Origin of the sequence: Mycobacterium helveticum (genome assembly GCF_007714205.1) — a bacterium.
GTDB classification, from domain to species: domain Bacteria; phylum Actinomycetota; class Actinomycetes; order Mycobacteriales; family Mycobacteriaceae; genus Mycobacterium; species Mycobacterium helveticum.
Window position 1 is genome coordinate 15,070 of the sequence record NZ_VMQU01000011.1, and the last position, 17,942, is coordinate 33,011.

17 protein-coding genes are annotated in these 17,942 nt (G+C 69.6%); 3 read left to right on the forward strand and 14 right to left on the reverse strand.

The window, feature by feature from the left end:
* Window positions 1-870: 870 nt before the first annotated feature.
* Window positions 871-1,737: a PE family protein gene (locus FPZ47_RS30170; protein WP_144949687.1), complete on the forward strand. Its 867-nt coding sequence runs from the start codon at window positions 871-873 to the stop codon at window positions 1,735-1,737.
* A 36-nt stretch (window positions 1,738-1,773) separates the two neighbouring features.
* Here the strand turns inward: FPZ47_RS30170 and mftG are convergent, their stop codons facing one another.
* From mftG to mftA, 7 genes are all read right to left on the reverse strand, one after another.
* A complete protein-coding gene (gene mftG, locus FPZ47_RS04410) occupies window positions 1,774-3,213 on the reverse strand; it encodes a mycofactocin dehydrogenase MftG (RefSeq protein ID WP_144949685.1) in 1,440 nt (479 codons plus the stop codon).
* A gap of 154 nt (window positions 3,214-3,367) precedes the next feature.
* Entirely contained in the window at window positions 3,368-4,780 is a 1,413-nt protein-coding gene (mftF, locus tag FPZ47_RS04415) for a mycofactocin biosynthesis glycosyltransferase MftF (protein ID WP_144949683.1), read from the reverse strand.
* A complete protein-coding gene (gene mftE / locus FPZ47_RS04420; RefSeq protein ID WP_144949681.1) occupies window positions 4,777-5,502 on the reverse strand; it encodes a mycofactocin biosynthesis peptidyl-dipeptidase MftE in 726 nt (241 codons plus the stop codon). The genes mftF and mftE overlap by 4 nt, the downstream gene beginning before the upstream one ends.
* Before the next feature lie 139 nt (window positions 5,503-5,641).
* Window positions 5,642-6,829, reverse strand: a complete 1,188-nt coding sequence (gene mftD / locus FPZ47_RS04425; protein WP_145039334.1) for a pre-mycofactocin synthase MftD — start codon at window positions 6,827-6,829, stop codon at window positions 5,642-5,644.
* 2 nt (window positions 6,830-6,831) lie between these two features.
* Window positions 6,832-8,025 (reverse strand): mycofactocin radical SAM maturase, encoded by a 1,194-nt coding sequence (gene mftC, locus FPZ47_RS04430; RefSeq protein ID WP_144951007.1) that lies wholly within the window; start codon window positions 8,023-8,025, stop codon window positions 6,832-6,834.
* Window positions 8,022-8,294: a mycofactocin biosynthesis chaperone MftB gene (mftB, locus tag FPZ47_RS04435; RefSeq protein WP_144951009.1), complete on the reverse strand. Its 273-nt coding sequence runs from the start codon at window positions 8,292-8,294 to the stop codon at window positions 8,022-8,024. The genes mftC and mftB overlap by 4 nt, the downstream gene beginning before the upstream one ends.
* Before the next feature lie 4 nt (window positions 8,295-8,298).
* Entirely contained in the window at window positions 8,299-8,388 is a 90-nt protein-coding gene (gene mftA / locus FPZ47_RS04440) for a mycofactocin precursor MftA (protein WP_144951011.1), read from the reverse strand.
* A 99-nt stretch (window positions 8,389-8,487) separates the two neighbouring features.
* Here mftA and mftR point away from each other — a divergent pair, with 99 nt between their 5' ends.
* A complete protein-coding gene (gene mftR / locus FPZ47_RS04445) occupies window positions 8,488-9,081 on the forward strand; it encodes a mycofactocin system transcriptional regulator (protein WP_144951013.1) in 594 nt (197 codons plus the stop codon).
* 20 nt (window positions 9,082-9,101) lie between these two features.
* Entirely contained in the window at window positions 9,102-10,124 is a 1,023-nt protein-coding gene (locus FPZ47_RS04450) for a DUF2332 domain-containing protein (RefSeq protein ID WP_246133379.1), read from the forward strand.
* 28 nt (window positions 10,125-10,152) lie between these two features.
* Here the strand turns inward: FPZ47_RS04450 and FPZ47_RS04455 are convergent, their stop codons facing one another.
* From FPZ47_RS04455 to FPZ47_RS04485, 7 genes are all read right to left on the reverse strand, one after another.
* Window positions 10,153-11,358, reverse strand: a complete 1,206-nt coding sequence (locus FPZ47_RS04455) for an NAD(P)/FAD-dependent oxidoreductase (protein WP_425461773.1) — start codon at window positions 11,356-11,358, stop codon at window positions 10,153-10,155.
* Between the two features lie 9 nt (window positions 11,359-11,367).
* Window positions 11,368-12,186: a mycofactocin-coupled SDR family oxidoreductase gene (locus tag FPZ47_RS04460; RefSeq protein ID WP_168209359.1), complete on the reverse strand. Its 819-nt coding sequence runs from the start codon at window positions 12,184-12,186 to the stop codon at window positions 11,368-11,370.
* A 312-nt stretch (window positions 12,187-12,498) separates the two neighbouring features.
* Window positions 12,499-13,689, reverse strand: coding sequence for an elongation factor Tu (gene tuf / locus FPZ47_RS04465; protein WP_144951022.1), 1,191 nt, complete (start codon window positions 13,687-13,689; stop codon window positions 12,499-12,501).
* Window positions 13,690-13,853: 164 nt separating this feature from the next.
* Window positions 13,854-15,959, reverse strand: a complete 2,106-nt coding sequence (gene fusA / locus FPZ47_RS04470) for an elongation factor G (protein WP_144951024.1) — start codon at window positions 15,957-15,959, stop codon at window positions 13,854-13,856.
* 82 nt (window positions 15,960-16,041) lie between these two features.
* A complete protein-coding gene (gene rpsG, locus FPZ47_RS04475; RefSeq protein ID WP_044509806.1) occupies window positions 16,042-16,512 on the reverse strand; it encodes a 30S ribosomal protein S7 in 471 nt (156 codons plus the stop codon).
* Window positions 16,512-16,886 (reverse strand): 30S ribosomal protein S12, encoded by a 375-nt coding sequence (rpsL, locus tag FPZ47_RS04480; RefSeq protein ID WP_007167812.1) that lies wholly within the window; start codon window positions 16,884-16,886, stop codon window positions 16,512-16,514. Before rpsL ends, rpsG begins: the two co-directional genes overlap by 1 nt.
* Window positions 16,887-17,156: 270 nt before the next feature.
* Window positions 17,157-17,810, reverse strand: a complete 654-nt coding sequence (locus FPZ47_RS04485; RefSeq protein ID WP_144951026.1) for a TetR/AcrR family transcriptional regulator — start codon at window positions 17,808-17,810, stop codon at window positions 17,157-17,159.
* Between the last annotated feature and the right edge of the window lie 132 nt (window positions 17,811-17,942).

A 17,942-nucleotide genomic window follows, 5' to 3' on the forward strand; every position in this document is an offset into this window, starting at 1 on the left:
ACACTCGCCGCACCGCTCGCCGCACCGGCGCGGTTCTGCGCGCGCTGAACGTGCAGGAACCCGTCGACCGCCGCGCGGGCGCATTCGGCGGACAGAAACCGCGGGCACGCCCGGGCTCGGGCAACCCGTCGAGGTCGGGCCCGAGCGCCGGCCATGGCATGGCCGTCATCGTCGCCGTCGCCGCGGTGGTGATCGGGCTCCGGGAGCCCGCGCACGACGGGCGAGCGCTCCGCCCGGTGCGCCGGGTCGCGCCGCACCCGTCGCGCTCCGCGGCGACGCGCCCCCTTGCGAACCTCTTCTCTTTCTGGTATCAGAAATCTATATCGACAAATACAGATCATCTCGACGGTTTGGGGTGGATGTGGTGTTGATTGCTGGCGACTCGCTCCCGGGATTCGCTTGTCCCGGAACTGTATTCAGGTAATGGATCTGCCCGGCGACGGCCGGGACGGCGTCGGGCGCCTGCCACCGCGCATGGTCGGCTCGGCGTAGGGCATCAGCGAGCGAAAGGAGGTGAGAGGCGAAGGCTGATTCATGACGCACAAGCCCATGACGCGGCGTCGTGCCGTCCACGCTTTTTGCGACGCATTGTTCGCGCCTGACGCTTTGCAGCGCGCGCATCGCCACCTGTCGTGGCCATCTACGTGGACCGCATGAACGTCGCCACCCTCACCGGCGGGTCGCGCCCGCACCGGCAACTGTCCGGAGGCGCGGCCCGCCCTTTCTTGGGCCGGGCGCGGGGCCGGGTTTGGCTGCGAACGGGTCGACCGCGTGCGGACCCAACGGTATCTTCGGGCCAAAAGCCCTCGGGGAACCCGGGGCGGGGGATACCATCCGGTTGGACGTGATTCGACACACGGGGGAAGTGAAATGTCATACGTGATCGCGGCACCGGAACAGGTGGCCGCGGCGGCGACGGACTTGGCGAATCTCGGCTCGACCATCAGTTCGGCGAACTCCGCGGCGATGGGCCCGGCGTCGACCGTGACGCCTCCCGGTGCCGACGAGGTTTCGGCGAGCATCGCCGCGCTGTTCGGCGCGCACGCCCAGGCCTACCAGCTGCTCAGCGCCCAGGCCGCGGCTTTTCACGCCCAGTTCGTGCAGCTGATGAACGGCGGCGCGGCGCAGTACGCCCTCACCGAGGCGGCCAACGCCTCGCCGCTGCAGACGGCCCATCAGGGCGTGCTGAGCACCGCAGGCAACCAGTCCGGCCAGGCCTTGACGCACGCGCAGCCGTTGATGAGCGCCGCCGCACCGGCGGGTTCCGCGGCGGCTGCGGTGCCCTCGGCAACGGCGGGCCTGGCCGGCGCAACCGCACCGGCCGCCCCGGTGGCGCCCCTGACGTCCGCGGTTGCGCCGGCCCCGGCGGCGCTGGCGCCCAGCGCACCGATCTCGGCGGTTCCGGCGGCCTCGGCGGTGGCGACGGGCGCGCCCGCGGCACCGATGCAGGCGCCGACGCCCGCCTATGCCCCGGCGACGGTGGCCGCGGGGCCCGCCGACGTGCCGCCGGCGGTCAGCGCCCCGGCGGCGGTGCAGGCGGAAGCGGCTGCCGTCGCACCGACGACGATGCCGCCGATGCCCGTCGGCACCGGCACGCCGGTGGCCGCGGCGGCCTCGGCGGCCTACTCCCCGGCGACCCCGCCGTATTCTCCGGCGGCGGCCCCCGCGGCGGCCGCTCGCGAGGAGACGGCGGTGGCTGCCGCGCCCGCGGCGCACTGGAGCTCCGCCGCGCAGTGACCGGCGCGCCCACGCGGCGCGCGGCCACGCGGCGGTTCACCCGACGAATTCGGCCGCCCGGTGGCCCAGCATCACGATGGTCGCGTGCGGGCCACGGCCGGTGATCGCCGGCAGCACGGACCCGTCGATCACCCACAGGTTTCCGATTCCCCGCACCCGGCAGCGGGGATCGACGACGGCGCGCGGGTCGTCATCGGTGCCCATCGGCGCGCTCCCGCACAGGTGCTGCGACGTCGACCAGAGGGGCTCCCCGACAGATGTCGCCGCACTGGCCAATTCGCGGGCCAATTCGCTGCCCCGGCGCAGCGCCGCGATGTCGTCGGGCTCGCTGTCGTAGTGGTGCTCGATTCGCGGCGGCACGCCGGGATCCGAAGACACCAGGGTGACAGTCCCCCGTGCCCGCGGCCGCATCAGCGCCACCCCGATGTGCGGCCAGTCGGGATGACCCGCTGTGCCGTCACCGGTCATGGCGACGAATCCCCCTGTATAGGGCCGAATTTCGATGTCGTCGTCCGCGCTCAGCATGACCTCCAGCACGGGACGGCCGGCCGCGACCGGCCAATCGGTCGGTAGCACCCATTCCGGGTGATCGCTGCAGGACCGCCCCACCGGCAGCGGCGCCACCACCGGCACGCCGACGGCCCGCAACGCCGCCTCGTCCCCGATGCCGGAGAGCATCAGCAGGTGCGCTGACTCGATCGCACCGGCGCACAACACGATTCGGCTCGCCGTCAGGGTCACCGGACCCCGCGGACCGATCGCGTCGACGCCGACCGCGCTGGCGCCCGCGAAACGCAGTCGCACCGCGCGCGTCCGGCCCAGCAGGGTGAGGTTCGGCCGGCCCAGGGCCGGAAGCAGGAATCCCGCGCCGGACCCCCTGCGTATGCCGTCGACGATGTTGAGCGGGACGGCCCCAACTCCCGAAACTGACTCCGGTCCAACGTCATTGAGATCGGGAATCCAGGCAAACCCGGCGCGTTGCGCGGCGGCGATGAAGAGTTCCGAGACACCCGTCATCTCGTGGGTGCGGCGAACGGCAATCGGTCCGCTGTCGCCGTGCGCGGGACCGTCGAAATCCAGGTCCGTTTCGATCGCGCGGAAATGGCCGAGAACGTCGGACCACGCCCAGCCGGGTATGGCCGCCAGATCGAAATCGCGAGGAAGCCCGCGGCAGAAGTAGCCCCCGTTGATCGCGCCCGAACCGCCGACCGTGGCACCGCGCACGATCGCCAGCCGGCGCTCGGGCCGATCGGTGAGGCGGGTCTGGTAGCGCTGCACCAGCGGGCTGCCCGCGCCGATCGGCAGCTGCAGCCCGTTGGTAGTCAGCGCCAGCAGCCTCGCGTCGGCGAGCGCCGGTCCCGCCTCGAGGACGGTGACGGCGCAGCCCGGGTCGGCGGACAGGCGCTCGGCCACCACCGATCCGGCGCTGCCCGCGCCGACGATCAGCACGTCGCTGTGCTGGGCGGGTGCGGTCAAGGCCGGGATTGACTTCGCTTGCCGTGAACCCATTCGCCGACAGTGGGTGGCGTGCACCAAAGTTGCTTGAAATCCGCACCTGACCACCACATTCGGCGCGCATCAGAGGCCACGCCGGTCGCCCTCCGTGGCGGCGGGCCGACGACTCGCGGCACTAGCTGCGAATCTGCGGCTTGAGCGCCCGCAGATTGCGTTCGCGCAGCACGCCCCACCACAGGCCCAAGCCGTAAGCCAGGTCGTCGACGCGCTTGAGCAGCAGGTAGGTCAGCAGCCCGATCGGTTCGGCGTCCTCGCCGGTGGCGTCTCGGCGGCGCAGCCAGTCCACCACCCCGTCCATGACCGCCGCGACCACCACGACGCGTCTGCAGTGCCGCGACGTCAGGGCCGCGAGCAGCGCCAGCGGCCAATAGTGCCGGCACACGGCCGACGCCAGTTGCAGCGCCGCCGACCACAGGCCGCGGGCCGCGATCACCAGCACATCGGCAGGCGACGTCTCGACGCTGCGCATGGCCATCGCGATCCGCCGGCCGGTCAACAGCGCGATCCCGACCGAGGCCAGCCGGCTCAGGCTGCTCCCGAGCGCCATCAGGACCCAGGCGGCCAGTGCCCAGCCCGAGATCACCAACGGGGCCGTCTTGTCCGGGTGACGCACCGACAGCGGGGCGGCCGACCCGCCGTAGAATGCCTTGCGCGCCAGCCAATCCCGAAGCTCCGTGCGATGGTCGTGGGCGACCAGCGCGATCGGCTCGTAGCGCAGCCGGGCACCCGACTCGATGAGGCGCCAGCACAGGTCGACGTCCTCACCGGACTGCATGGTCTCGTCGAACCCGCCGACCCCGCGGATGGCCGAACAGCGGCAGACGATCGCGGCGCTGGGGACATAGGACACCGTGCTGTGCGGCAGCACCGGTGCTTCCCGCTCACCGAGGTCCAGCGACGAGTGCACCGCCTCGTAGCGCCCCACCACGTTCTCGCTGTGCGACAGGCCCACGATGCGGGGTGCGACGAGGGCGACGGTGGGATCGCAGAAGTGACCGAGCAGCGCTTCGAGCCAGCCGCGGCGCGGGGCGACGTCGGAATCCAGGAATGCGACGAACTCGGTCTTGCAGGCGGCCAGCCCCGTGTTGCGGGCCGCCGCCGGACCCTTGGCGCGCACGTGGCGTAGTACCTCGACGTCGCAGTGTGCGCCGACGAAGTCGTCCGGCTCCAGGGGCGGGTACGACCCGTCGTCGACGACGACGACGCGCAGCCCGCGGAGCGAACTGACCAGGCGCCGCACGCCGAACACGTTGTCGCGCACCGGAATCACCACGGTCACGTCGCGGTGCGACGGGCCACCGGCGGGCCGCGGGTGGGCCACCGTGGCGTCCAGCAGGGTGCGGGCCAGCTGGGCGCTGACGTCGTCGCGGACCTTCAACCGGCCGTCGGAGAGCATGTGCTGGGCGGCCGGAGCCAGCTTCAGCAGGCGCGTCGGCGAACCACCGAGCAGCGCCGAACCGTCGCCGAGCACCCGCACGCGGCGATCGACCTGAACGGCGAACCCGTCCGGGAGCCGGGCTTGGCTCATGTCAGCATCCCGTCGGGCCCGGGCAACCACCGGGCGACCCGGCGCACACACCCGTCGACCATCTCCGCGAAGAGGCGCTTCCCCTCGTGCCCGGTCGCGGTCGTCGGATCGCCCAGCACGCCCACCGGGCTGACGGCCGCCACTCCGCCCCGGCGCATCGAGGGCAGCAACTCCGACACCGGTGCGTCGTTGCCGGGCAGCCACCGGTCGGTCCGCACCTCGGCGGCGCAGATGTGGAGCAACACCGATGTCTCGGTGTGGCCGGCGTGCGCGTCGGCGCCCGCCGCCGCGCACGGGACCCAGCCGGCGTCGCAGCCCTCGGCACGCAGCCGGCCCGCTGCGGCGCCCAGGGCGGCGACGTTGCCGCCGTGGCCATTGACGAAGACCAGGCGCCGGGCCCAGCAGGAGGCCGACCTGGCGTACTCCACCAGCAGCGTCGTCAGCGCCTCGGTGCCGATGGAGACGGTTCCGGCGAAGCTCTGATGCTCGCCGCTGGCGCCGTAGGCGATGGCGGGTGCGACCAGCCATTCCTGCCCGAGAAGCGCCCGGGCCTGCGCCGCGACCGCAGTCGCGATGCGGGTGTCGGTGTCCAGGGGCAGATGCGGGCCGTGCTGTTCGGTGGACCCCAACGGGATCAGCAGCGACGGCGAGAACAGCTGGCTCGACGTCGCACTTCCCAGTTCGCCGAGTACGGGCACTCGCCGATGGTAAGGCCAATTCACCTGGCGTGCACCAATTGTTGTCCCCCGAAAACAAATTTTTTTCTGGGCCGTTCATCGAGCACCCCGATTCTCGGGACACGCGCGTCACGGTTGCCTCGTAGGCACCAGGAACCCCACCCCCGCCGGGGCCTGGTCCGGCCTAGTCCCGGGCGGCGGGAGGCACGCCCAGTGCCCGGGTGAAGCCGGCCGGCACCAGGACGTCGTCCGCGCGCAGGTCGTGCACCGAGGAGTGCCCCAGGCCCATCAGCGCCGAGTCGATCCCGCCGCGCAGGATGTCGAGGACGTTTTCGACGCCGGGCTGGCCGGCCGCGGCGAGGCCCCACAGGTAGGCCCGACCGATCATCACCGCCCGCGCACCCAGCGCCACCGCCTTGACGACATCGCTCCCGCGCCGGATGCCGCCGTCGAGCAGCACCTCGACCTGGTCCCCGACCGCTGCCGCCACCGCGGGCAGCGCGCGGATCGACGCCGGCGTCCCGTCCAGGTTGTTGCCGCCGTGGTTGGACACCGAGATCGCCGAAACACCGGCGTCCACAGCCCTTTTGGCGTCGTCGACCCGCATCACGCCCTTGAGCATGAACGGTCCGCCCCACAGCTCGCACAGCCAGGCGATGTCTTCCCAGGTCGGCGGTGGTGTGCCCATCCACTCGCCGTAGGCGGCGAAGAAGGGCGGGCCGGGCTCGCCGCGGCGGCCCTGGTTGGGCACCCGCAGCTCCGGCGGTCGCAGCGTCTTGCCGAACATGTAGAGCCACCGGGGCCGGACGATCGCCTCCGGGGACAACCGCAGGATCGTCCGCAGGTTCATCTTCTCGGGGATCGTGGGACTGCCCCAGTCGCGGCCGTGCGAGAACGACCAGTCGGTGGTGACGATCAGGCCGGCCGCGCCGGCCGCACGCGCCCGTTCCACCCGTTCGGCGATCGCGTCGCGCCCACCGAGCCAGTAGACCTGGAAGAACACCTTGGGGTTGGCGGCGACGACCTCCTCGACCGGCTTACTGGCGAACGAGGAGAGACCCATCGCGGTGCCGCGCGCCGCTGCGGCGCGCGCCACCGCGACCTCGCCGTCGGGGTGGACCGCCTGCACTCCGGTCGGCGAGATGATCACCGGCAGAGAAATCTCCTGCCCCATGACCGTGGTCGACAGCTCTCGCTTTTCCTGTGCGCCCACGACGTGCGGGGCGAAACCGAGTTCGCTGAACGCCGCGACGTTGTCGGCGACCGTGATGCCCTTTTCGCTGGCCGAGATCAGCGACGAATACACCGATCTGGGTAACCGCCGCTTGGCGCGTTGCTGGGCGATGGCAACCGTTTCGAACCACTCGGCCATGGCTACAGCGGGCTCTCGTGGCACGGGCGCGCGGGCGGCGCGGCCACCGGCGGCCGCACGGTCAGCGTCAGCGGCACCGGGGCGCCCCGGGAGTGGTCGGCCCGTGGCCGCGGTGTGTCGCGCTCGCGGGCCAGCGCGGGCTCGCCGTGACCCTGGACGCATTCGGGGTCCGGGCCGTCCATCGGCAGGCCGGTGAAGAACTTGGCCGCCATGCATCCGCCCCGGCAGCTGTCGTAGTGCCCGCAGCTGCCGCAGGCCCCCGGGGACTGCGGCTCGCGCAGTTCGCGAAACAGCGGGGCGTTCTTCCAGACGTTGTCGAATCCGCCGTCGGATGCCACGTTGCCGGCCAGGAAGCGGTCGTGGATGGCGAACGGGCACGCGTACACGTCGCCCACGGGGTCGATGAGGCACACGACCCGGCCGGCCCCGCACATGTTCAACCCCGCCAGCGCACCGGAGGAACCCAGCGGCGACAGATGGAAAAACGAGTCACCGGTGAGCACCCGCTCCCCCTTGGCGACCAGCCAGTCGTAGAGCGCAGCCTGCTGGGCGGCGGTGGGGTGCAGGTCTTCCCACACGTCCGCGCCCCGCCCCGACGGGCGCAGCCGGGTGATCCGCAGCGTGGCGCCGTAGCGGCTTGCCAGCGCGGCGAACTCGTCGAGCTGCCCGACGTTGTGCCGGGTGACGACGACCGAGATCTTGGCGCCCCCGTTCTGGGTGAATCCCGCGGCGGCCAGGTTCTCCAGCGCCCGCACCGCCATCGCGAACGACCCGGGGCCCCGGACGGCGTCGTTGACCTCGGCCGTGGCACCGTCCAGCGAGATCTGGACGTCGACGTAGTCGCTGGCCGCCAGCCGGGCGGCGACCTCCGGGGTGATCCGGACCCCGTTGGTGGAGAACTTCACGCCGACGTGATGCGCGGTGGCGTAGTCGACCAGCTCCCAGAAGTCCGGCCGCACCGTGGGTTCCCCGCCGCCGATGTTGACGTAGAACACCTGCATGCGTTCCAACTCGTCGATGATGTCCGTGCACTGGCGCGTGGACAGCTCGCGCGGATCGCGCTTGCCCGACGACGAAAGGCAGTGCACGCAGGCCAGATTGCACGCGTACGTCAGTTCCCAGGTCAGGCAGATGGGCGCGTCCAGGCCGCGTTCGAACTGCTCGACGAGCCGGGGCGCCGTGGCTGCCTGGGTCATCGGGTCTCCTGGGGTACCAGCATCGTCGAATCGGCCAGCACGCCCAGCGCGTGCAGATACGGCTCCTGTTCGCCGTCATCCACACCCGCGGCGCGGCAGGCGGACCGGGCATCGGGATGCTCGGCCAGCGACCGCACCACCTTCAGGACGGCGCGGTTCTTCAAAAACGACAGCTTGCGGGTGCCGAAGTGGTAGAGCAGCGCGCCGAACGGCTCCGGGCGAACCGCCACCTGCGGGTGCAGCCGCCAGCCGCGATCGGGGTCGAACACGGGGTCAGTAGACCCCGCACATTCCGTCGATGGAAACCTCTTCGACCAGCGTCTCGGTGACCAGTTCGGTGTCGGTGTGGGTCTCGTGGTCCACGGGGCTTGGCCTTTCGTCGGTTCTTGACAACTATGAGTCGAGTCACAATCGTCGCCAGAATATGGCATCGAGTGCCGAAAAGGAAGGGCGGGTCCGACGATGCCGCAGTCCCGGGTCGGCCGGCGCCGTTCGACGACACCGCACCAGATCACCGACGTCGCCATCGAACTGTTCACCGCGCGCGGTTTCGCCGAGGTCAGCGTCGACGACGTCGCGCAGGCCGCCGGCATCGCGCGCCGCACGCTGTTCCGCTACTACGCCTCCAAGAACGCGATCCCCTGGGGCGATTTCGACACCCACCTCGCGCACCTGCGCGACCTGCTCGACAATGCCGACCCGGCGACGCCGCTGGGCGAGACCCTGCGGGCCGCGCTGCTGGCGTTCAACACCTTCGACGCCTCGGAGACCGCGCGGCACCGACAGCGGATGCGGGTCATCCTGGAAACCGCCGAGTTGCAGGCGTATTCGATGACGATGTACGCCGGCTGGCGGGGGGTGATCGCCGGGTTCGTAGCGCGCCGGCTGGGCGCCGAGGCGTCCGACCTGCTGCCCCAGACCGTCGCCTGGACGATGCTCGGGGTGGCGCTGGCCGCCTACCAGCACTGGCTGGCCGACGAGTCGGTGCCACTGCCCGTGGCGCTGGGCAACGCGTTCGACGCCGTCGGCACCGGGCTGGCAAGGCTGGACCCGTGAAGCCGGGGCACCTGCCGCACATGTTGCGGGCCCAGGGGCGGTTCTGCGCCGAGCTGGGTTCCCCGATGTACGGCGAGCTGCTGGAGCTGGTGGCCAGGGACGTGGAATCCGGCGGCGTGTTCGCCACCGTGTTGGCCGGACACGAAAACGACCGGTCGCGCGACGCGGTGCCGCTGCGGTTGCTCGGCGCGCTGCACCGGCTGGTTCTCGACGGCCGCGCGCCGGCGCTGCGCCGCTGGTACCCCAGCACCGGCGGCGTGTGGGGAGCCGAGGCCGCCTGGCCCGAGATCGTCCGCGCCGCAGCCGGCCACGTCGCCGCGCTGCGGGCCGGCCTGCAGCGGCCGCCCCAGACCAACGAGGTCGGCCGGTCCGCGGCGCTGATCGGCGGACTGTTGTGCCTTGACCACGAATTGGGTTGGCCGATAAGGCTTTTTGAGATCGGTACGAGCGCGGGGCTGAACCTGCGCGCCGACCGCTACCGCTACCGCTTCGCCGGCAGGCAGTGGGGACCGCCCGACGCGCCGGTGACGATCGACGACGCCTGGCGCGGCCGGCTGCCGCCCGAGGGCGCCCTCGACGTCGTCGAACGATACGGATACGACATCGCCCCCATCGACGTCGGCGGGACCGACGGGGAAACGACCCTGTTGAGCTACGTCTGGCCCGACCAGGGCGCCCGGCTGGACCGGCTGCGCGGCGCCATCGCGGTGGCCCGCGAGGTTCCGGCGCGGCTGGAGCGCCGCACGGCGGCCGACGCGGTCGCGGGCCTGACGCCGGCCGACGGCGCGCTGACGGTGCTGTGGCACTCGATCGTGTGGCAGTACCTGGGCGCCGACGAGCGCCGGGCGGTGCGCGAGGGGGTGAGCGCGCTGGCCGGGCGCGCCGGCGACCGCTCGCCCTTCGCCCACCTCACCATGGAACCCGCGCGGGACTGGTCCGGCTCCGGGTTCCGGTTCCTGGTGCGGGCCCGCCGCTGGCCGGGCGGCCGGCTCGCGGTCCTGGGGCAATGCCCTCCGCACGGCGTGCCCGTGACCTGGCACTAGGGCCGCGAGAGAGCATGAAAACCACTCGCTATCCCAGCATTTCGGAGATGGGCGCACCGGCGGCGATCTTCGCGCGGACCTTCATGACCTTGCCGGGCATGCCGCCGCCCACCACCCCGACGAGCACCCCGTCGCGTTCGTAATAGGCGAGGAACTTGCGGCCGTCGTCCTCGACGAGGTGCACGGTGTCGGTGGCCTCCGGCTCCCCCAGGCACTGGATCTTGACGTCGTACTGGTCGCTCCAGAAGTAGGGGACGACCGTCGTCGGGGCCACCTCCTGGCCCAGCATCGCCGGCACCACGACCCGGGTCTGATCGGCCACATTGCTCCAGTGTTCAACGCGCGCTTGGTGTCCCGTGGCATCGCGCCACGAGGCCACGTCGCCGAGCGCCCACACATTGGGGGCGGTGGTGCGGCCGGCCTCGTCGCAGAGCACGCCACCATCGACACCGTCGACCTCGACGCCGCTGCCGGCCAGCCAGTCCGTCGCCGGATGCGACCCGATGCCGACGACGACGAGATCGGCCGGCAGTTCGGTGCCGTCGGTCAGCACCACGGCCTCGACGGACCCCTGCCCGCGCACCTCCGCGACACCCACGCCGAGGCGCACGTCGACGCCCTCGTCGCGGTGCAGCCGGGCGACCAGTTCGCCGATCCGCTCGCCGAGCACCGCGGCCAGCGGCGTCGGCTGGGGCTCGACCAGCACCACGTCGACCCCGAGGCCGCGCAGACTTGCCGCGACCTCGCAGCCGATGAAGCCCGCCCCGACGACCACCCCGTGGCGGGCCCGCACGGCGTGCTCGCGCAACGCCAGGCTCTCGTCGAACGAGCGCAGCACGTGGATGCCCCCGAGATCTCCGAACGCCGGAATGCGGCGCGGCACCAGGCCGGTCGCAATGACGAGTTCGTCGTAGCCGAGCGCGGTCCCGCCGGCCAGCGTCACCGTCTGCGCGGTGGTGTCCAGGCCGGTGGCGGCCGCGCCCAGTCGCAGCGTGATGTCGTTCTCGTCGTACCACTCGCGCGGTTTGAGCGCGACGTCGTCGGCCTCTTTGCGCAGCACCTCTTTGGACAACGGCGGGCGATCGTAGGGCACGTGCATCTCGTCGCTGACGATCGTGACGCGCCCGGTGTAGCCCGACCGGCGCAGCTGCTCGGCCGTCCGGGCCGCGGCGAGTCCCCCGCCGACGATCACGACACCCTGTTCGGAGCTACTGGTCACGTGGTGTTCATACACGATCGCCGATCAGTACTTCAAGGCGCCCTTGTCGACGTTGACCTGGGTGCCCGACAGTGTCCCCGAGCCGTCACCGGCGAGCCAGGCCACCACGTCGGCAACCTCGTCGGCACCCATGAAGGCCTTCGGCTGCAACGGCATTGGCGGGAAGCTGTGCACGAACGCCGGATGCCTGGCAAAGATCTCCATCATCGCTTCGGGCTCGATCATCGGGGTGTCCACCGAATAGGGGTGGATGGAGTTGACCCGGATACCGTATTCACCGAGCTCGATCGCGAGGGTGTTGGTGAGCGCGGTGAGCCCGTATTTGCTGGCCGCGTAGTGCCCGTTGCCGGGTGTGGCCTTCACTCCCGCCGCCGAGCTGACCACCACGATGGAGCCCCCGTTGCCGGCGTCGATCATCGCGGGGATCGACGCGCGCAGGGTGCGCCAGGTGCCGGTCAGGTTGACTCCGATGACCGTGTCCCACTGCTCGTCGGTGAGCTCCCAGACCCGGCCCCAGCCCAGCACACCGGCGTTGGCCACCGCGACGTCCAGCCGGCCGAACTGCTCCACACCGTCGGCCACCAGCCGGCGCACCGCGGCGTCGTCGCGGACGTCGGCCTCGCGGGCGAGCACCTTGCGGCCCTGCGCCTCCACCAGGCGGACGGTCTCGCTGAGGTCCTCCGGCGTGGCCGGCGTGTACGTCAGGGTGTCCGACACCGGCGCGCAGATGTCGAGCGCGATGACGTCGGCCCCCTCGGCGGCCAGGCGCACCGCGTGCGCGCGCCCCTGGCCCCGGGCCGCCCCGGTCACGAACGCCACCCGGCCCTGCAGTGATCCAGCCACGTCTGCCCCTTTCGCCGCACTGTGCCGGAGCCAGGCTAGCAGCGAAACTGAAACGCGTTCTAGTTGCCCGTGCCGATCAGATCTCGGAGATGATCGCGAGGATCTGCCGGATCTCCATCAGCGGGCCGGCCTGCCCGCTCAGGTGGTGGGTTGTGTGGTCGTCGGCCAAGCGCGCCGGCGCCTTCGCCCCCTGACACGAGCGAACGATGACACGAGCGAACGATGACACGAGCGACGACTCGTGTGAGGTCAGCGCGCAAACGCGCAGCGGCACCCACCCTTTCGGATGGGCGCCGCCGCGCTGTCGAGCCACTACTTGATGATCTTGACGACCCGGCCGGCACCGACGGTACGGCCACCCTCGCGGATCGCGAAGCGCAGACCGTCATCCATGGCGACGGGCTGGATCAGCTTCACCGTGATGTTGGTGTTGTCACCGGGCATCACCATCTCGGTGCCCTCCGGCAGCGTCACCACACCGGTCACGTCGGTGGTGCGGAAGTAGAACTGCGGACGGTAGTTGTTGAAGAACGGCGTGTGCCGGCCGCCCTCGTCCTTGGACAGGATGTAGACCTGGCCCTCGAACTCGGTGTGCGGCGTGGTGGTGCCGGGCTTCACCACGACCTGGCCGCGCTCGACGTCCTCACGCTTGATACCACGCAGCAGCAGCCCGACGTTGTCGCCGGCCTGCCCCTGGTCGAGCAGCTTGCGGAACATCTCCACACCGGTGACCGTGGTCTTGGTGCTGGTCGGCTTGATGCCGACGATCTCGACTTCCTCGTTCACGTTGATGACGCCGCGCTCCACCCGGCCGGTGACCACGGTGCCACGTCCGGTGATGGTGAAGACGTCCTCGACGGGCATCAGGAACGGCTTGTCGGTGTCGCGGACCGGGTCCGGGATCGACTCGTCGACGGCGTTCATCAGCTCCTCGACCGACTCCACCCACTTGGCGTCGCCCTCGAGCGCCTTGAGCGCCGAGACGCGGACCACCGGGGCGTCCTCGTCGAACTCCTGAGCGGCCAGCAGCTCGCGAACCTCCAGCTCGACGAGCTCGAGGAGCTCCTCGTCGTCCACGGCGTCGGCCTTGTTCAGCGCGACCAGGATGTAGGGGACACCCACCTGGCGGGCCAGCAGCACGTGCTCGCGGGTCTGCGGCATCGGGCCGTCGGTAGCGGCGACCACCAGGATGGCGCCGTCCATCTGCGCCGCGCCGGTGATCATGTTCTTGATGTAGTCGGCGTGGCCGGGGGCGTCGACGTGCGCGTAGTGACGCTTCTCGGTCTGGTACTCCACGTGGGAGATGTTGATCGTGATACCGCGCTGACGCTCCTCGGGCGCGTTGTCGATCTGGTCGAATGCACGCGACTCGTTCAGATTGGGGTACTTGTCGTGCAACACCTTGGTGATCGCCGCGGTCAGCGTGGTCTTACCGTGGTCAACGTGACCAATGGTCCCGATGTTGACGTGCGGCTTCGTCCGCTCGAACTTCGCCTTCGCCACTTCTGTGTCCTCCTGGACTTGTTGGTGCTCGTTAAAGCAGTGTTGATGTTTTCAGTTGTGCCGCGCCCAAGGCATTGCAGTGACCCGGCAAGGTTACTCCATGCTGGCTGCTCGACTCCTTGCTCCCAAGCTGCGCTTGCTCGCCGTCGTCTTCGCGGTGGGGGTCACTGACCCGTCGCCTTCGCGATGATCTCCTTCGACACGTTCGCCGGCACTTCGGCGTACGAGTCGAAAACCATGGAGTAGTTCGCCCGGCCCTGGGTCTTGGACCGCAGGTCGCCGACGTAGCCGAACATCTCCGACAGCGGCACGTGCGCCTTGACGACGCGCGAACCGCCCCGCTCCTCCATGGCCTGGATCTGGCCACGGCGGGAGTTCAGGTCGCCGATGACCTCGCCCATGTAGTCCTCGGGCGTGGTGACCTCGACGGCCATGATCGGTTCCAGGATGACCGGCTGTGCTTGCTGCGCAGCCTTTTTCAGCACCTGCGAACCGGCGATCTTGAACGCCATCTCGGACGAGTCGACCTCGTGGAAGGCGCCGTCGAGCAGGGTGACCTTCAAGTTGACCAGCGGGTAGCCCGCCAGCACGCCGTACTGCATGGCGTCCTGGGCGCCGGCGTCCACCGACGGGATGTACTCGCGCGGGATGCGCCCACCGGTGACCTTGTTCTCGAACTCGTAGGTCGCACCGTCCTCACCGTGGAAGGGCTCGATGCTGATCAGCACCTTCGCGAACTGGCCCGAACCGCCGGTCTGCTTCTTGTGGGTGTACTCGACCTTGTCGACCGTGCGCTTGATGGTCTCCTTGTAGGCCACCTGCGGCTTGCCGACGTTGGCCTCCACCTTGAACTCGCGGCGCATGCGGTCCACCAGGATGTCCAGGTGCAGCTCGCCCATGCCACCGATCACGGTCTGGCCGGTCTCGGCGTCCTGGTGCACCTTGAAGGTCGGATCCTCTTCGGCGAGCTTCTGGATCGACAGCGACAGCTTCTCCTGGTCGCTCTTCGTCTTGGGCTCGATGGCCACCTCGATGACCGGGGCGGGGAAGGTCATGGACTCGAGCACGACCTGGTCGTTCGGGTCGCACAGGGTGTCACCGGTGGTGGTGTCCTTGAGCCCGATCACCGCGTAGATGTGGCCGGCACTGGCCGTCTCCACCGGGTTTTCTTTGTTGGCGTGCATCTGGAACAGCTTGCCCAGCCGCTCCTTCTTGCCCTTGGTGGAGTTGATGACCTGTGACCCGGAATCGACCTTGCCCGAATACACCCGCACGTAAGTGAGCTTGCCGAAGAACGGGTGCGTGGCGACCTTGAACGCCAGGGCCGAGAACGGTTCGTCGGTCGACGGTTTGCGGATGACCTCCACGTCCTCCTTGCCCGGGGCGTGGCCCACGGCGGGCGGCACGTCAAGCGGTGAAGGCAGGTAGTCGATCACGGCGTCCAGCATGGGCTGCACGCCTTTGTTCTTGAACGCGCTGCCGCACAGCACCAGATAGGCCTCGGAACTGACGGTGAGCTTGCGCAGCGCACCCTTGATCTCCTCGACCGACAATTCCTCGCCGCCGAAGTACTTCTCCAGCAGCGACTCGTCGGTCTCGGCGACCGCCTCGAGCAGCTTGGTGCGGTACTCGTCGGCCTTCTCCCGAAGGTCCTGCGGGATGTCGATGGTCTCGTAGGTCTCGCCCAGCTTGGTCTCACCCCGCCACACCTTGGCCTTCATCTCGACCAGGTCGACGACACCCTCGAAGTCACCCTCCGAGCCCACGGGCAGCTGGATCGGGATGACGTTGGCGCCGAGGCGATCCTCCATGGTCTTGACCGAGAAGTAGAAGTCGGCGCCGATCTTGTCCATCTTGTTGACGAAGCAGATCCGCGGCACGTCGTACTTGTCGGCTTGGCGCCAGACCTGCTCGGACTGCGGCTCGACACCTTCCTTGCCGTCGAAGACCGCGACCGCGCCGTCGAGCACGCGCAGGCTGCGCTCCACCTCCACGGTGAAATCAACATGACCAGGCGTGTCAATAATGTTGATCTGGTTGTCGTTCCAGAAGCAGGTGGTGGCCGCGGAGGTGATGGTGATCCCGCGCTCCTGCTCCTGCTCCATCCAGTCCATCGTGGCCGCACCGTCGTGGACCTCACCGATCTTGTAGCTGATGCCGGTGTAATAGAGGATCCGCTCGGTGGTCGTCGTCTTGCCGGCGTCGATGTGCGCCATGATGCCGATGTTGCGGACCTTGGTCAGGTCGGTCAGCACGTCCTTCTGTGCCACAGAAGTCTTCCCACTTTCGATTGCTTAGTTCGCTGTCCTGGTTGCGCCCGGCCACGCTGCCAATCGGCGCCGGTTCCGGCTCCTACCAGCGGTAATGCGCAAAGGCGCGGTTGGCCTCGGCCATCTTGTGGGTGTCCTCGCGCCGTTTGACGGAGGCTCCCAGGCCGTTGCTGGCATCGAGAATCTCGTTGGCCAGCCGCTCGATCATGGTCTTCTCCCGGCGTTGCCGCGAGAAGCTGACAAGCCAGCGCAGCGCCAGCGTGGTGGACCGGTCCGGACGCACCTCGACGGGCACCTGATAGGTCGCACCGCCGACGCGGCGGCTGCGGACCTCCAGGGCGGGCTTGACGTTGTCGAGCGCGCGCTTGAGCGTGATGACGGGGTCGGTCCCCGTCTTGTCACGGGCTTGCTCGAGCGCACCATAGACAATGCGCTCCGCCAGCGATTTCTTCCCCTGGAGCAAAACCTTATTCACCAGCTGGGTGACCAGTTGCGACCCGTAGACCGGGTCGTTGACCAACGGACGCTTGGGCGCGGGTCCCTTGCGCGGCATCAGCTCTTCTCCTTCTTGGCGCCGTAGCGGCTGCGAGCCTGCTTGCGGTTCTTGACGCCCTGGGTGTCGAGCGAACCGCGGATGATCTTGTACCGCACACCGGGCAGGTCCTTCACCCGACCACCGCGCACCAGCACCATCGAGTGCTCCTGCAGGTTGTGGCCCTCGCCGGGGATGTAGGCCGTGACCTCCACCTGGCTCGTCAGCTTCACGCGCGCGACCTTCCGAAGCGCCGAGTTCGGCTTCTTCGGAGTGGTGGTGTACACGCGGGTGCACACGCCACGACGCTGCGGGCTGCCCTTGAGGGCCGCGGTCTTGACCTTAGCGATCTTGTCCCGGCGGCCCTTGCGGACCAGCTGCTGAATGGTTGGCATCTAGGCGGCTTTCTGTGTTGAGCGTTCTGTGTTGAGCGTTCGAGGTGTTCAGGTACTGCGGGCGGTGTCCAAGTCTTCTCACTGCGGTTTTGCCCAACCGCACTACCCCGCGGCCGGGTGTGTCGCATGCGTCCGGCGGCGGATTTCGCCGTTGCGCCGTGGACATGCGAATTTGCCCGGCATCCCTTTACTTACGTCAGGCGCCGTAAGCCGCCAGGCACGAGCTTCCACGATACCCGGCGCCGGTCTGACAGGTCAAAGCGGCGGCCGTCACCCTCGGGCACCGCCCGCCGCGGCGTGCTCCTCGGTGCGCTTGGGCAGGCCCGCCGCCAGGCGCAGCACCATGTCGGAGAACAACGCATCGGTGTCGATCTCGTCCATGACGCCGGTCATCTCCAACAGCACGAACCCGTGCAGGGCGGACCAGAACTCCAGCGCCGCGTGGAAGGCCTCGTCACCGCCGAGGCCGTAGGAGGTCAGCACGGCGATCACCGGTGCGGCCGCGCTCCTGGTCGCGGAGGTGTACTCGGGGTCGTCACCGCCCAGCGGCATGCGGGTGAACGCCGAGTACCGCCCGGGGTGGTGGTGCGCGTAGCTGCGGTAGGCGCCCGCCATGACCAACACCGCGTCGTCGCGGGCCCGCCCCTCGCCGACCCGGTTCAGCATCATGATGATGTCGTCGATGACCCGGATCCGCACCGCGCGCCGCAGGTCCTCGAGGCTGTCCACGTGGTTGTACAGCGAGGGACCCTTGGTCCCCAGCTGCGTCGCGAGCGCATTGATGGTCAGCGAGTCCCAACCCTCCCGGTCCAGGAAGGCCAGGGCGCCGTCGACGATGCCCTCGCGGCTCAGCTTCGCCGGCCGCGAGGCGGACTTCCCGCCCCGCTGGCGCCCGGCCGCCGGAGTTTCCGGCTGAGCTGCCATGCGGATGCCCTTCGGTTGCGCTGACTGGGGTCGACTAATGACTCTAGTGCGGACCGGTAAATGCAAATAGCCCTGCCATTAGCCCTGCCATCGGACGGCGGGGTGCACGTAGTCTCAATCGTGCAGATTCAC

What these genes read in the sequence shown, in the direction of transcription:
- FPZ47_RS30170 (WP_144949687.1), top strand. Translation starts at nt 871, where the DNA reads ATGTCATACGTGATCGCGGCACCGGAACAGGTGGCCGCGGCGGCGACG.
- mftF (WP_144949683.1), bottom strand. Translation starts at nt 4,780, where the DNA reads ATGAGCCAAGCCCGGCTCCCGGACGGGTTCGCCGTTCAGGTCGATCGC.
- mftD (WP_145039334.1), bottom strand. Translation starts at nt 6,829, where the DNA reads ATGGCCGAGTGGTTCGAAACGGTTGCCATCGCCCAGCAACGCGCCAAG.
- mftC (WP_144951007.1), bottom strand. Translation starts at nt 8,025, where the DNA reads ATGACCCAGGCAGCCACGGCGCCCCGGCTCGTCGAGCAGTTCGAACGC.
- mftR (WP_144951013.1), top strand. Translation starts at nt 8,488, where the DNA reads ATGCCGCAGTCCCGGGTCGGCCGGCGCCGTTCGACGACACCGCACCAG.
- FPZ47_RS04450 (WP_246133379.1), top strand. Translation starts at nt 9,102, where the DNA reads ATGTTGCGGGCCCAGGGGCGGTTCTGCGCCGAGCTGGGTTCCCCGATG.
- rpsG (WP_044509806.1), bottom strand. Translation starts at nt 16,512, where the DNA reads ATGCCGCGCAAGGGACCCGCGCCCAAGCGTCCGTTGGTCAACGACCCG.
- rpsL (WP_007167812.1), bottom strand. Translation starts at nt 16,886, where the DNA reads ATGCCAACCATTCAGCAGCTGGTCCGCAAGGGCCGCCGGGACAAGATC.
- FPZ47_RS04485 (WP_144951026.1), bottom strand. Translation starts at nt 17,810, where the DNA reads ATGGCAGCTCAGCCGGAAACTCCGGCGGCCGGGCGCCAGCGGGGCGGG.